General features: G+C 67.8%; 10 protein-coding genes. All 10 read left to right on the top strand.

Annotation, left to right across the window (positions count from 1 at the left end; genetic code table 11):
- The first annotated feature begins 165 nt into the window (after positions 1–165).
- The 10 genes from C1930_RS15860 to C1930_RS15815 all read left to right on the top strand — a co-directional run bounded on the left by C1930_RS15860 (position 166) and on the right by C1930_RS15815 (position 14,745).
- Positions 166–1,149: a LysR family transcriptional regulator gene (locus tag C1930_RS15860; RefSeq protein WP_108751644.1), complete on the top strand. Its 984-nt coding sequence runs from the start codon at positions 166–168 to the stop codon at positions 1,147–1,149.
- A 673-nt stretch (positions 1,150–1,822) separates the two neighbouring features.
- Positions 1,823–2,260, top strand: a complete 438-nt coding sequence (locus tag C1930_RS15855; RefSeq protein WP_108772162.1) for a DUF2946 family protein — start codon at positions 1,823–1,825, stop codon at positions 2,258–2,260.
- 71 nt (positions 2,261–2,331) lie between these two features.
- The gene (locus C1930_RS15850; protein ID WP_108772161.1) at positions 2,332–4,398 is read left to right on the top strand and encodes a TonB-dependent copper receptor; all 2,067 of its coding nucleotides are present in this window, start codon (positions 2,332–2,334) and stop codon (positions 4,396–4,398) included.
- Positions 4,399–4,696: 298 nt separating this feature from the next.
- Positions 4,697–5,803 carry an efflux RND transporter periplasmic adaptor subunit gene (locus tag C1930_RS15845; RefSeq protein WP_108772160.1) on the top strand — a complete coding sequence of 369 codons (1,107 nt, stop codon included), beginning with the start codon at positions 4,697–4,699 and terminating at the stop codon, positions 5,801–5,803.
- Positions 5,800–8,925 (top strand): efflux RND transporter permease subunit, encoded by a 3,126-nt coding sequence (locus tag C1930_RS15840; protein WP_108772159.1) that lies wholly within the window; start codon positions 5,800–5,802, stop codon positions 8,923–8,925. The genes C1930_RS15845 and C1930_RS15840 overlap by 4 nt, the downstream gene beginning before the upstream one ends.
- Positions 8,918–9,514, top strand: coding sequence for a GNAT family protein (locus tag C1930_RS15835; RefSeq protein WP_108757026.1), 597 nt, complete (start codon positions 8,918–8,920; stop codon positions 9,512–9,514). Before C1930_RS15840 ends, C1930_RS15835 begins: the two co-directional genes overlap by 8 nt.
- A gap of 208 nt (positions 9,515–9,722) precedes the next feature.
- Positions 9,723–11,231 carry an alanine/glycine:cation symporter family protein gene (locus tag C1930_RS15830; RefSeq protein WP_108757025.1) on the top strand — a complete coding sequence of 503 codons (1,509 nt, stop codon included), beginning with the start codon at positions 9,723–9,725 and terminating at the stop codon, positions 11,229–11,231.
- Positions 11,232–12,074: a TrmH family RNA methyltransferase gene (locus C1930_RS15825; protein WP_108757024.1), complete on the top strand. Its 843-nt coding sequence runs from the start codon at positions 11,232–11,234 to the stop codon at positions 12,072–12,074. It abuts the gene before it with no gap.
- Between the two features lie 221 nt (positions 12,075–12,295).
- Positions 12,296–13,282: a hypothetical protein gene (locus tag C1930_RS15820; RefSeq protein WP_108757023.1), complete on the top strand. Its 987-nt coding sequence runs from the start codon at positions 12,296–12,298 to the stop codon at positions 13,280–13,282.
- 11 nt (positions 13,283–13,293) lie between these two features.
- Positions 13,294–14,745: an alanine/glycine:cation symporter family protein gene (locus C1930_RS15815; RefSeq protein WP_108772158.1), complete on the top strand. Its 1,452-nt coding sequence runs from the start codon at positions 13,294–13,296 to the stop codon at positions 14,743–14,745.
- Positions 14,746–14,798 lie beyond the last annotated feature (53 nt).

The following is a 14,798-nucleotide window of genomic DNA, read 5'->3' as shown; positions in this document are numbered from 1 at the left end:
GAAGAGGGGAGGGCTGGCCGTCCAGGCCAGCGGCTGCCGGCTGACCGTAGCGCCGGCATATGACACCCGGAAATGACCAGATACCTTTCTTAAACAACCTTTGGTTATAAGCTGGTGACGGGAATTGACCCTAGAGTGGACCTCCGCCCCCGCCGCCTGCCCGCCATGACGCTCACCCAGCTGCGCTACCTGGTCGCCATCGCCGATGCCGAGCTGAACATCACGCTCGCCGCCTCGCGCGTGCACGCCACCCAGCCCGGTCTGTCCAAGCAGCTCAAGCAGCTGGAGGACGAGCTGGGTTTCCTGTTGTTCGTGCGCAAGGGGCGCAGCCTGGAATCGGTCACCCCGGCCGGAACCGAGGTCATCACCCGCGCCCGCGCGGTGCTGGCCGAGGCCAACAACATCCGCACCTATGCCGCCAACCAGCGCCGCGAAAGCCAGGGCCAGCTGATCCTGACCACCACCCACACCCAGGCGCGCTTCGTGCTGCCGCCGGCGGTGGCGGCGATCAAACAGGCGTACCCGCAGGTAAGCGTGCATCTGCAGCAGGCCGGCGAAGCCGATGCGCTGGACCGGCTCAACCAGGGCGATGCCGATATCGCCATCATCAGTACCGCCGGCAGCGAACCAACCGACGGCATTGCCGTGCCGTTGTTCCGCTGGCGCCGTCTGGTGGTGGTGCCCAAGGGTCATCCGCTGGACCGCGCCGGCCGCGCGCCGGACCTGGCCGCGTTGGCGCGCCAGCCGTTGATCAGCTACGAATCGTCCACGCGCCCGAATTCGTCGCTGCAGCGTGCGTTCGCCGCGCAGGGGCTGGTGCCCGATCTGGCACTGACGGCGCTGGATGCGGACCTGATCAAGACCTATGTGCGCACCGGTCTGGGCGTGGGCTTGCTGGCGGAGATGGCGGTCAGTGCCTACGACGAAGATCTGAAGTCGTGGCCGGCGCCGGAGCCGATCACCGAATGCATTGCGTGGGCGGTGCTGCCGCGCGATCGCGTGCTGCGCGATTACGCGTTGGAACTGGTACACGTGCTGGCCCCGCAGATCGATCCGCGCGACCTGCGCCGGGTGCTGGACGGCAACCAGGCCGCCGCGTGGCCGCAGCCGCCCACCTGGGAATCGCTGACCCAGACCATCACGGTCTAAGGGGAGGGGCGTTGCAGGGCTGCGCCCTGCACCCGCTCAACGTCAACGTCAACTTCAACGTCAAAAGCGGCATTCCGTGGGATGGCGGGGCGGTGTCGGAGTGCGGGGACGCCGCAAGTACGTCCCTGTGGCTCGTAGGCGCCATCCATGGCGCCTGCGGTCCCGCCCACCCACACCGCCCCGCCTCTGACAGTCCCCCGCGATCTGCCGGAACCGCATCTTGCTCTGGTAGGTGTCGACCTTGGTCGACACATCTGTCAGATATCGAATGGATTCATCCGTGTCGACCAAGGTCGACACCTACCGGGGCAGAGCGCCGTGCCGTTCCGCCAGATCGCGGCCAACTGTCGAAGGCGGGGTGGGTCCGGTTGCGGGGGTATCCGCGCCATGGATGGCGCGGCTAAGCCCCCATGGGTGAGGGCGCTTTGCTTGCGAAGCACTGCTTCGCAAGCGCCCGAACGCACAGCCGCCAGCGGCTGGGCCGGACTGGGGGTTTACGGCGTCCCCCGCAACCGGACCCACCCCGCCATCCCACGGAATGCACGCTTTTGACGTTGACGTTGACGTTGACGTTGCATTGAGCGGGTGCAGGGCGCAGCCCTGCCAAAACACCCCCAACACCTGCGACGGTTCGTCGCACGGCCAACCCTGGACCGGGCTCTACACTAGCGCGGTGAACCGCTTGTCGCGCCCGCAATGCCTCCTGCTGCAGCTTGCCTTCGTGGCAACGCTGCTGATGGTGCTTGCGCCGCTGGTCAGCCGCGCGCTGCAGGCGCCTGAGCATCATGCGCCTGCGCATGCGCAGATGGATCAGATGTCGCCGGCCATGCACGCTCATATGCATCACGGCAGCATGGCTGAAGAACACGGCGCGCTGCATGCGCAACCGGATTCAACCCCGCCGGCCGATCCGCATGCCATGCACGGCGAGGCCTGCGAGTACTGCGTGCTTGCCATGCGCCTGCTGCCGTGGCTGGCCGTGGCGCTGCTGCTGGTGCCGCTGCTGTGGCGGCCGCGCGTGCTGTTCGCGCCGCTGCTGCCCCTGCTGCCCCCCCAACACTGGCCCGCGCATGCCGCGCGTGGCCCACCGCTGCGCTCCATCGTCCGCTGAGTTCCCATTCAATCCGCCGCACGACGCCTGACCGGGCGCCGTGCGCGCGTGCGTACCCTGGAGTTGTCTGCATGAAAAACCTGTCCCGCCCCGCGGGCGCGTCCGCGCGCCTGCCGGTTGCCCTCGGCCTCGCCGTGGCCGCTTCGCTGGCCCATGCCGCGCCCGCTGATGAAGCGCGCACCCTCGATACCTTGGTGGTGACTGCCGCCGCCCCGTCTTCGCCACTGCACTGGGTGACCGATCCGCGGCTGCCGCGGCAGCCGGTGCCGGCCAGTGATGGCGCCGATTACCTGAAGACCGTTCCTGGTTTCTCCGCCATCCGCAACGGCGGCACCAATGGCGACCCGGTGCTGCGCGGCATGTTCGGGTCGCGCCTGAACATCCTCAGCAACGATGGCAACCTGATCGGCGCGTGCCCCTCGCGCATGGACAATCCGCTGTCCTACATCGCGCCGGAAAGCTTCGACCGGCTGACCATCATCAAGGGCCCGCAGAGCGTGCGCTGGGGCGCGGGTGCCTCGGCCGGCACCATCCGTTTCGAACGTGATACGCCGCGCTTCGAGGCGCCGGGCCTGCGCGCCGATGCCAGTGCGCTGGTCGGCTCGCGCAACCGCAACGACCAGGTGCTGGACCTGACCGTGGGCAATCCCAGCGGCTATGTGCGCGCCAGCGGCAACCGTTCAGAAGCGGACGACTACAAGGACGGTCATGGCGATGTCGTGCCCTCGAAATGGCGCAAGTGGAACGGCGATGTGGCGCTGGGCTGGACGCCCGATGCCGATACGCTGCTGGAAGTGTCCGCCGGTGCCGGCGATGCCATCGCGCGCTATGCCGGTCGTGGCATGGACGGTGCTGCCTTCGAACGCACCACCTTCGGTGCGCGCTTCGAGAAGCGCAACCTGCCCGGCGCGTGGGACACGTTGCAGGCCAACGTGTACTACAACGAAGCCGACCACGTGATGGACAACTACACGCTGCGCACGCCCAATCCGCACAGCAGCATGCCCATGCCGATGGCCTCCAATGTCGACCGGCGTACCCAGGGTGGGCGCATCAGTTCCGAATGGCGCTGGCAGGACGTGCAGCTGGTGGCCGGCGTGGATGCCGAAGACAGCCGCCACCGCGGCCGCGTGGGCATGGGCCGCAACACCTACCAGAACGCGGCCTGGAGCCGTGATGCCGACTTCGAGCGGCAGGGCGTGTTCACCGAACTGACCCTGGGCGCCGACACCGCGCAGCGCTGGATCAGCGGCCTGCGCATCGACCGTGCGCGCGTGCGCGATACGCGCGCGCAGATCAGCGGCATGATGATGGACATGCCCAACCCCACGGCCGGGCAGCAACGCCGGCAGTGGCTGGGCAGCGGCTTCCTGCGCTACGAACAGGACCTGGCCCAGGGCCTGACCGCCTACGCGGGCCTCGGCCACAGCGAGCGCATGCCGGACTACTGGGAGCTGTTCTCGCCCGATGCCGGGCCGGCCGGCAGCGTGAATGCCTTCGCTGGCATCCAGCCCGAACGCACCACTCAGCTCGACGTGGGCCTGCAGTACAACGGGCCGCGGGTGCAGGCCTGGGTGTCGGCCTACGCCGGGCAGATCCAGGACTACATCCTGTTCACCTACCGCAGTGGCGGCATGATGGGCAGCAGCAGCCAGGCCGACAACATCGACGCACGCATTGCCGGTGCCGAAGCCGGGCTGAAACTGCAGTTGGACGAGCAGTGGTCGTTGGGCAGTACCCTGGCGTATGCCTGGGGCGAGAACCGCGATGCACACCGCCCGCTGCCGCAGACGCCGCCGCTGGAAGCGCGCCTGAGCGCCGACTGGCAGGGCCAGCGCTGGAGCGCGGGCGCCCTGCTGCGTGCGGTCACCGCCCAGCACCGGGTGGCGACAGGGCAGGGCAATGTGGTGGCGCAGGATCTGGGCCCCAGCGCGGGCTTTGCCACCTTCGCGCTCAATGCGGCCTATCGCTTCAGCACGCAACTGCAGCTCAGTGCCGGCGTGGACAATCTGTTTGATCGCGCCTACAGCGAACACCTGAACCTGGCCGGCAGCGCCGACTTCGGTTTCCCGGCCGATCCGGTACGCATCAACGAGCCCGGGCGCAGCCTGTGGATGAAGGTGAACTACCGGTATTGATCCGCAGGGAATGCCCGGCGCTACCCATGCACCGGGCAAAAAAACGGGGTCGGACCCCGCCAGGGCCGACCCCCGCCTGGCGCCCTCAGCCAGGCAGGTTTGACTGTACGATGGCGCCGGCAGGTGCGGGCGCGCTGGATACATCCCGACATACGCCGACACCACGGCGGCAACCCTTGCATGGAACGGGTTCCCGGCGCTATCGCGCGGCAGGTTTCACGCCGGTAAACGCTTGGCACATACCGATTTCATGGGGCGGTGCCTACACTCGGCGGCCGTGGATCAATCAGGACTGTGCATGTTGGCTCGTATCGCTTCCCCCCTGGCCCTTGGCCTCGGCCTGGCCCTTCTGGCCGGCTGTGCAGGCAAGCCGGAGGCTGCCGCACGCCGGCAGGGTGAAGCCGTACCGGTCACCGCGCAGGTGGTGCAGCCCACGCAGTGGAACGACACGCTGCAGGCACTGGGCACGGCCAAGGCGCGCGAATCGATCAGCGTGACCGCCAAGGTCAGCGAGATCGTGGACCGCGTGCATTTCGAAAGCGGCCAGCAGGTGGCCGCCGGTGCGCCCATCGTCACCCTGCGCGGCCAGGCCCAGCAGGCTGCGCTCAGCCAGGCCCAGGCCACGTTTGCCGAAGCCGACCAGCTGTACAAGCGCCAGCGTGAACTGGCCACCCAGCGCCTGGTGTCCAGTGCCACGCTGGACACGCAGAAAGCGATCCGCGATGCGGCCGAAGCGCGCGTGGCGGAAATGCAGTCGGAAATCGGTGACCGCCGCGTGCGCGCACCGTTTGCCGGCGTGCTCGGCATCCGCCAGGTCAGCCCCGGCTCGCTGGTCACGCCCACCACGGTCATCGCCACGCTGGATGACATCGAGCGCATGCACGTCGATTTCCAGGTGCCGGAAGTGGAGCTGGCCGCGCTGTCCACGGGCGACAAGGTCAGCGCCACCAGCGTGGCCTGGCCCGGTCGTACCTTCGAAGGCGAGGTGAGCACCATTGATGCGCGCATCGATCCGGCCACCCGTGCGGTGACCGTGCGCGCCGATTTCGCCAATGCCGACCACGCGCTGCGTCCCGGCATGCTGCTGGATGTGCGCCTGTTCCGCCCCGAGCGCCCGGCACTGGTGGTGCCGGAAATCGCCGTGGTGCAGGTCGGGCGCGATTCGTACGTGTACCGGCTGAAGAACGACGACACGGTGGAACGCGCCGACGTGGTGATCGGTGCGCGCCGCTCGGGCGTGGTGGAAATCCGCCAGGGCCTGCAGGCGGGGCAGCGCATCGTGGTCGATGGCACCGGCAAGCTGCGCCCGGGTCTGAAGGTGGCGGCATCCAACGCGGCCGCCGCCAACGATGCGCAGGCGCCGTCTGAAACCACCCCGGCCGCCGCCGAGGGCCAGGGCGGATGAAGCTTTCCGACATCTCCATCCAGCGGCCGGTGTTTGCCGTGGTGATGAGCCTGCTGCTGCTGGTGCTGGGCATCATGTCCTTCACCCGCCTGACCCTGCGTGAACTGCCGGCCATCGATCCGCCCATCGTCTCGGTGTCGGTCGATTACACCGGCGCCTCGGCGGCGGTCATCGAAAGCCGCATCACCCAGGTGCTGGAAGACGCGCTGGCCGGTATCGAAGGCATCGACACCATCAACGCGCGCAGCACCAATGGGCGCTCGCAGGTCAGCATCGAATTCACCTCCAACCGCGATATCGAAGCGGCCGCCAACGACGTGCGCGATGCGGTCAGCCGCGTGGCCGACCGCATGCCCGAAGAGGCGCGCCCGCCGGAAATCGCCAAGGTGGAAAGCGATGCCGACCCGATCATCTGGTTCAACATGTCCTCCACCACCATGGACACGCTGGAACTGAGCGATTACGCCGACCGCTACGTGGTCGATCGCTTTTCCAGCCTGGACGGCGTGGCCCAGGTACGTATCGGTGGCCGCCAGCGCTATGCCATGCGCATCTGGCTGGACCGCGACCAGTTGGCCGCGCGTGGGCTGACCACCGGCGATGTGGAAACCGCCCTGCGCAACGAGAACGTGGAACTGCCGGCCGGCCGCATCGAATCGGCCGACCGCGATTTCACCCTGCGCGTGGAGCGCAACTACGTCAAACCCGAAGACTTCGCCACCATCCCGCTGGGCAAGGGCGCCGACGGCTACGTGGTGCGCATGGGCGACGTGGCCAAGATCGAACTGGCCTCGGCCGAACGCCGTGCCTATTTCCGCAGCAACGGCGAACCGGGCGTGGGCCTGGGCATCGTCAAGACCTCCACCGCCAACTCGCTGGACGTGGCCCGCGCCGCGCGCGCTGAAGCAGAAAAGGTCGCCGCCACGCTGCCCGAAGGCACCCAGATCGTGGTCACCTTCGACAACACCACCTTCATCGAAGCGGCGGTGGACCGCGTGTACGCCACGCTGGTGGAAGCGATGCTGCTGGTGCTGGCGGTCATCTGGCTGTTCCTGGGCAGCTTCCGTGCCGCATTGATTCCGGCAGTGACGGTGCCGGTGTGCCTGGTGGCTGCGTTCATCGCGCTGTACGCCTTCGATTTCTCGATCAACCTGCTCACCCTGCTGGCGCTGGTGCTGTGTATCGGCCTGGTGGTGGACGATGCGATCGTGGTGGTGGAAAACGTGCAGCGCCGCATCGACCTGGGCGAGCCACCGCTGGTGGCGTCCAAGCGCGGCACCACCCAGGTCGCCTTCGCGGTCATCGCCACCACCGCCGTGCTGGTGGCCGTGTTCCTGCCGGTGGGCTTCCTGGAAGGCAATACCGGGCGCTTGTTCCGCGAACTGGCGGTGGCGCTGGCCGCGGCGGTGGCGCTGTCGGCGTTCGTGGCCCTCACGCTTACCCCGATGATGGCCTCCAAGCTGCTGAAGCCGCATACCGGGCAGGCACCGCGCGGCCTGCATGGCTTCATCAACCGCAACCTGGACCGCCTGGCCGCCGGCTATGGCCGCGTGCTGGACCACCACGTCGATCGCACCTGGATCTACCTGGTGGTGATGGCCGCTGCGCTGCTGGCCACCTGGGGGCTGGTGAAGATCCTGCCCTCGGAACTGGCGCCGGCCGAAGACCGCGGTTCGTTCCAGATCATGATCGATGGCCCCGAAGGCGCCGGCTACGACTACACCGTGCAGCAGGTGCAGCAGGTGGAAGCGCTGCTGGCCCCGCACGTGGGCGCCGACAAGACCATCGCCCGTGCCAACCCGCGCGTGCCCGGCGGCTTCGGTGCCAGCGAGGAAATGCACACCGGCCGCGTAAGCGTGTTCCTGCAGCCGTGGCGTCAGCGCAGCGAAAACACCGTGGACGTGGCCAACGAACTGCAGAAGGAACTGGACACCCTGCGTGGCGTGCGCGTGCGTACCCAGGTCGGTGGCGGCCTGGTGCGCAGTGGCGGGCAGCCGTTCCAGATCGTGCTGGGCGGGCCGGAATACGCGGAAATCGCCCAGTGGCGCGACCGCATCCTGCTGCGCATGGCCGACAATCCCGGCCTGGTCGGCCCCGATTCGGACTACAAGGAAACCCGCCCGCAGATGCGGGTGAACATCGACCGCCAGCGTGCGGCCGACCTGGGTGTGCCGGTCACTGCCATTGGTTCGGCGCTGGAAACCATGATGGGTTCGCGCCGCGTCACCACCTTCGTCGACAACGGCGAAGAGTACGACGTGCTGGTGCAGGCCGGCCGCGATGGCCGCGCCAGCCCGGCAGATCTGGCCGCGATCCGCGTGCGCGCCAACTCCGGCGAACTGGTGCCGCTGTCCAACCTGGTCACGCTGAGCGAAGTGGCCGAAGCGGGCACGCTGAACCGCTTCAACCGCCTGCGCTCGATCACCATCAGCGCCGGCCTGGCGCCGGGCTATCCGCTGGGTGAAGCCATCGCCTGGGCGCAGCAGGTCAGCCGCGAAGAACTGCCGCAGTACGCGCAGATCAACTGGAAGGGCGAATCGCGCGAGTACCAGAGCGCCGGTGGCGCGGTGCTGCTCACCTTCGCCATGGCCCTGCTGGTGGTGTACCTGGTGCTGGCCGCGCAGTTTGAAAGTTTCATCCATCCGCTCACCATCATGCTGACCGTGCCGCTGGGCGTGCTCGGCGCGCTGGTCGGCCTGTGGGTGAGCGGCGGCACGGTGAACCTGTTCAGTCAGATCGGCATCGTCATGCTGGTCGGCCTGGCGGCGAAGAACGGCATCCTGATCGTGGAATTCGCCAACCAGCTGCGCGATGACGGGCGCACCGTGCGGCAGGCGATCATTGAATCGGCCATGGTGCGCCTGCGCCCGATCCTGATGACCTCGATCGCCACCGTGGTCGGCGCCGTTCCACTGGTGGTGGCCGGTGGCCCCGGCTCGGCCAGCCGTGGCACCATCGGCATCGTGATCATCTTCGGCGTCACCCTGTCCACCTTCCTGTCGCTGTTCGTGGTACCGGCGTTCTACGCGCGCCTGGCCCCGTACACCCGTTCGCCCGAAGCGGTGAAGCGCGAACTGGAAAAGCAGGAAGCCGAATCGCCCTCGGTCGGCGGCCATGCCTGACCGGCACAGCGGCGGGGTGCCGGACGGGGTCGGATCCCTTTCCCAACGGGAAAGGGCGCTGACCCCGCACCTCGAAGGCCCAGGCTTCCGACTGCGTCCCTGGCACCCCAACGACCTGGAATCGCTGCTGCAGCACGCCAACGACCCCGAGGTTTCGCGTGGCCTGCGCGATCGCTTCCCGTACCCCTACACCCGCGACGACGGCCTGGCCTTCCTGGCCGGCCGCGTGCTGGCGGCCAGCACGCTGAACCTGGCCATTGAAATCGACGGCCAGGCCTGCGGCAGCGTGGGCGCCCAGCCGGGCAGCGCAGAACGCGGGCACAGTGCCGAGTTGGGGTATTGGCTGGGAAGGGCGCATTGGGGGCAGGGCGTGATGACCCGCGTGGTGGCCCTGTTCGTGCCCTGGGTGATGGACGAGCTGCGCCTGTTCAGGCTGCAGGCCGAGGTCCTCGATTTCAACGAAGGCTCGGCCCGCGTGCTGCTGGCCAACGGCTTCAGCGAAGAGGGCACGGCCCGTTGCGCGGTGTACAAGCGCGGCCAGCTGCACGACCTGCGCCGCTTCGCCCGGGTGCGCACCCAGCTGCCCTGAACGGCCAGGGGTCAGATCCCTTTTCGCCAGAAAAGGGCTCTGACCCCATTCCACGGCCGCGAACCGGGGTCAGAGCCCTCGCGCCCTGCGCAAGGGATCCGACCCCCTGCTTCTGCCGCTATCGCCCCGGTCCGCGATCAGGGAGAATCGGTGCTGTCCCTTCCAGCCGACGGGACGTCCCCCAACCCGCCGACTGGAGAGAGCGCGCGTGGAAGCAACCGTACATTTCATCAACAGCATCATCTGGAGCAAGGCACTGATCGTGGTGTGCCTGGGCGCCGGCCTGTTCTTCAGCCTGCGCACGCGCTTCATGCAGCTGCGCGGCTTCTTCGAGATGTGCCGCCTGACCGTGAAGGGTGAGAAATCCGACGCCGGCGTGTCGTCCTTCCAGGCCTTGGCCATGTCCATGGCCGGCCGCATGGGCATCGGCAACATCGCCGGCGTGGCCACCGCCATCGCCTTCGGCGGCCCCGGTGCGATCTTCTGGATGTGGGTGATGGGCTTCCTCGGCGCGTCCACCTCGTACGTGGAATGCACCCTGGCGCAGATCTACAAGACCAAGGATGCCGAAGGCCGCTACCGCGGTGGCCCGGCCTATTACATCGAAAAGGCGATGGGCCTGAAGTGGTACGCCCTGGCCTTCGCCGGTGCCACGATCATCGCGGCCGGCTTCCTGATGCCGGGCGTGCAGGCCAATGCCATCGCTGACAGCGTCATCAACGCCTGCCGCGGCACCGCGCTGTGCGGTCCGCTGGATGGCCAGGCCTTCGGCATGGACCAGGTGCAGGCGCTGAAGCTGGGCATCGGCATCGTGGTGGCCCTGCTGCTGGGCGTGGTCATCTTCGGTGGCGTCAAGCGCATCGCCAACTTCGCCGAAGTGGTGGTGCCGTTCATGGCCGCCGGCTTCATCCTGATGGCCATCGTCATCATGATCATCAACGCCGACCGCGTGCCGGAAATGTTCGGCATCATCTTCGACAGCGCCTTCGGTACCCATGCGGCGTTCGGCGCCATGATGGGCCTGGCCATCGAATGGGGCATCAAGCGCGGCATCTACGCCAACGAAGCCGGCCAGGGTTCGGGCCCGCACGCCGCAGCAGCCTCGGAAGTCTCGCACCCGGCCAAGCAGGGCTACGTGCAGGCCTTCGCCATCTACTTCGACACCATGATGGTGTGCACCGCCACCGCCTTCCTGATCCTGGCCAGCGGCACCTACAACGTCTATTCGCCGGTGGAAGGCGCCGCGCCGATCTTCCAGGGTCTGGCCGGCATTCCCGAAGGCGCCGGCTATGCGCAGGCGGGCGTGGAAGCGGTGCTGCCGGGCTGGGGTTCGGCCTTCGTGTCCATCGCCATCTTCTTCTTCGCCTTCACCACCATCATGGCCTATTACTACATGGCCGAAACCAACCTGACCTACGTCAACCACAACAAGAAGCGCCCGCTCACCGTGCTGCTGCTGCGCCTGGGCATCATCGGCATGGTGGTGTTCGGCGCCTTCCACAACGCCACCCTGGCCTGGGCGCTGGGTGACATCGGCGTGGGCCTGATGGCCTGGCTGAATATCATCGCCATCCTCATCGTGCAGAAGCCGGCCATGCTGGCCCTGCGTGACTACGAACGACAGAAGAAGCTGGGCCTGGACCCGACGTTCGACCCCGATGCACTGGGGATCAAGAACGCCGATTTCTGGCGCCAGCGCAAGCAGGAGACCGTGTAAGTGAACAACCCCTGGAACAACCGCCGCCCGTCCGCCCGTCCGCCGCGTGCCACACCGTTGCCGCGCCCGGAAGGGCAGGGCAGTGGCGGTGGTGCAGGCGCCGGTGGGCGTGGCAATGACGAACTGCGCCTGTACGGCCTGAATGCCGTGCTGGCGGCGTTCGAAGCCCGCCCGCAGGCACTGCGCAAGCTGTACCTGCTGGAGGCGCGCATTCCGCGCCTGCAGCCGCTGTTGAAGTGGTGCGTGGCCAACCGCGTGGGCTACCGCGTGGTGGAAGACGGCGATCTGAACAAGCTGGCCGGCACCACCCACCACGAAGGCGTGGTGGCCGACGTGCTGCGCGCACCCGCGCTGGAACTGGCGCAGTGGCTGCAGCAGGTGGGTGATGGCCCGGCGCTGGCGCTGTGGCTGGATGGCGTGGGCAACCCGCACAACCTGGGCGCGATCCTGCGTTCGGCCGCGCACTTCGGGGTGAAGGCGCTGCTGCTGCCGGCCGGCAGCACGCTGGCCCTGTCCGGCGCCGCCGCGCGCGTGGCCGAAGGCGGTGCCGAAGCCGTGCCGCTGGTGCAGTTGCCCGACGATGCGCAGGCCATGGCGCAGCTGCGTGCGGCCGGTTTCGGCCTGGCCGCCACCCTGGTGGACGGCGGCGAAGACGTGTTCCATGCGAGCCTGCCGTCGCGCCTGGTGTACGTGATGGGCGCCGAAGGCGAGGGCATGGACCGCGAGCTGGCCGGTCTGTGCGACCAGCAGGTGTCGATTCCGGGCAGCGGCGCAGTGGAAAGCCTGAATGTCGCATCTGCCACGGCAGTGCTGCTGGCGCAGTGGGCCAGCCGTCGCGGTTGACCGCTGATGGGGGCGGAGCCCGCGCCTGCGATGCGGGATCCGACCCCGCGCATCCGGGTCGGATCCCTTGCCACAGGCAAGGGCTCTGACCCAAGACCGCAGACTTGCCCCACACGCCAATGCGTCAAGCACGCATGACGTTTTGAAAGTTTCCTTATTGGTCCGCTGTTCCTGGCGACGCAGGGTGGAAGTCCATCCCACGTTGTCCAGGAGTGGCTGTCATGCATCACCCGCGTTCTACCCTTGCCGTTGCCCTGCTGCTGGCCTGCACGCTGCACAGTGCCAGTGCGCTGGCCCAGCAACACAGCCTGGAAGGCGTCAACTTCACCGGCCCGCTGATCACCCCCAATCCCGCCGGCATGGCGGCCGGGCACTGGTACATCGAACCCTATCTGGTGCGCGTGGACAGCACCGCGTACTTCGATGACAGCGGCGATCGCCACCGCAGCGATGAACGCAGCGGCGCCTGGGCGGTGGTGGTGCCCATTGCCTACGGCTTCAGCGAACGGGTCACCGGCCAGGTCAACCTGAGCGCCTCGCGCGCCGAATCGGGCAGCACCCACAGCAGCGGCTTCCGTGCCGGCGATACCACCGCGCGCCTGCAGTACCTGCTGCAGGCCCCCAGTGCCGATGGCACCACCCCGGCCGTTTCGCTGGCGCTGGTGCAGCGCTTCAGCACCGGCAGCCACGACCGCATCACCGGCAATGCACTGGATGCGCAGGGCGATGGCGTGCAGCGCACCACGCTGGCGCTGGGCATGCAGAAGGTGGAATGGATGGGCAACGACAGGCCGCTGCGCTGGCGTGCGCAGTTCAGTGCGGGACCTGCACCGTCGCGCACGGCCATTTCCGGCGCCAGCGTGTATGGCACTGAACGTGGCTTCCAGGGCCACATCGCGCGCGGCTCGGTGCTGGGCCTGTCGGTCGGTGCCGAGTACAGCTTCAATTCGCGCTGGGTCGGGGTCATGGAGTTTGCGGCCAGCCGCGAATCGGGCCAGCGCCTGACCGGCTTTGCACCCGGCGCCGATGGTCAGGTGCGGCGCATCGACGAGCGTCGCCCGGCCAGCCGCAACCTCACCCTGGCGCCGGCGGTGGAATACCACTTCAGCCCCTCGCTGGGGTTGATCGCCGGCGTGGAAATGACCGTGGCCGGGCGCAACAGCGGCCGCATCATCAGCCCCCAGGTCGCCCTGGGCATGTTCTTCTAAGAGGGCACGCCATGACTGTCGAATCCATCGTCAACAGCGTGCTGGGCGTGGTCTGGAGCCCGCTGCTGGTGGTGCTGTGCCTGCTGGCCGGGCTGTACTTCAGCATCCGCACCCGATTCATCCAGCTGCGCGCGCTGCCGGACATGCTGCGCCTGATGTTCCGCCATGAACGTTCCGACGCAGGCGTGTCGCCGTTCCAGGCCTTGTCGCTGTCACTGTCCAGCCGGGTGGGCGTGGGCAACATCGCCGGCGTGGCCATGGCCATCGCGTTCGGTGGCCCGGGGGCCATCTTCTGGATGTGGATCGTGGCGTTCCTGGGCGCCTCCAGTGCCTTCATCGAATCCACCCTGGCGCAGATCTACAAGGACCGCGACGGCAAGGGCCAGTACCGCGGCGGGCCGGCGTACTACATCGAAAAGGGCCTGGGTCAGCGCTGGTACGCGGTGCTGTTCGCGGTGGTCACGGTGATGGCCGGGGCGATGCTGGCCGGTACCCAGTCCAATGCGATCACCAGCGCGGTGAACGAAGCCTGGAATGTGCCGGTGGCCGCGACCACGGGTGTACTGCTGGTGGTGCTGGCCGTGGTGCTGTTCGGCGGCGTGCGCCGCATTGCGCGCGTGGCCGAATGGGTGGTGCCGATCATGGCCGTGGCCTATCTGGGCGTGACCGCCGTGGTCATGGTCATCAATGCGGACAAGCTGCCCGAGGTCATCCTGCTGGTGGTGCGCAGCGCCTTCGGCGTGGATGCGGCCTTCGGCGCGATGATCGGCACGGCCATCCAGTGGGGCGTGCGCCGTGGCGTGCTGTCCAACGAAGCGGGCATGGGCAGTGGCGCGCATCCGGCCGCCGCCGCAGAGGTCTCGCACCCGGTGAAGCAAGGCCTGGTGCAGTCGTTCTCGGTCTACATCGACACCCTGGTGGTGTGCAGCGCCACCGCGTTCCTGATCCTGTCCACCGGCCTTTACAACGTGTACGACCCAGCGGTGAACGGCATTCCCGATGAGGCGCGGCTGCTGCTGGGCAATCTGCCGGGCGTGGAGGCCGGGCCGCGCTTCGTACAGCACGCGGTGGAATCGGCATTGCCGGGCTTCGGCCGCTCGTTCGTGGCGCTGGCGATCCTGCCGTTCGCGTTCACCACCATCCTGGCGCTGTACTACATGGCCGAAACCAACGTCAGCTACCTGTGCCGCGACCGCCCCAGCCCGTGGGTGATGGGGGTGTTCCAACTGTTGTTCCTGGCCGCCACCGGCTATTCGGCCATGAACAGCGCCACCGTGGCCTGGTCGCTGGGCGACATCGGCGTGGGCATGATGAGCTGGTTGAACATCATCGCCATCGTGCTGCTGCAGAAACCCGCGCTGGCCGCGCTGCGCGATTACGAGCAGCAGAAGCGCAACAAGCGCGATCCGTTGTTCAACCCGCAGAAGGTCGGCGTCCGCAATACACGGGTGTGGGAAGGCTGACGCGATCGGGGTCAGAGCCCTCGCCATGGGCGAGGGATCTGACCCCACGCAAT

This window comes from Stenotrophomonas sp. SAU14A_NAIMI4_8 (genome assembly GCF_003086695.1).
In the GTDB taxonomy this organism is placed as follows: domain Bacteria; phylum Pseudomonadota; class Gammaproteobacteria; order Xanthomonadales; family Xanthomonadaceae; genus Stenotrophomonas.
This window is presented reverse-complemented; position numbering and strand designations above follow the sequence as displayed.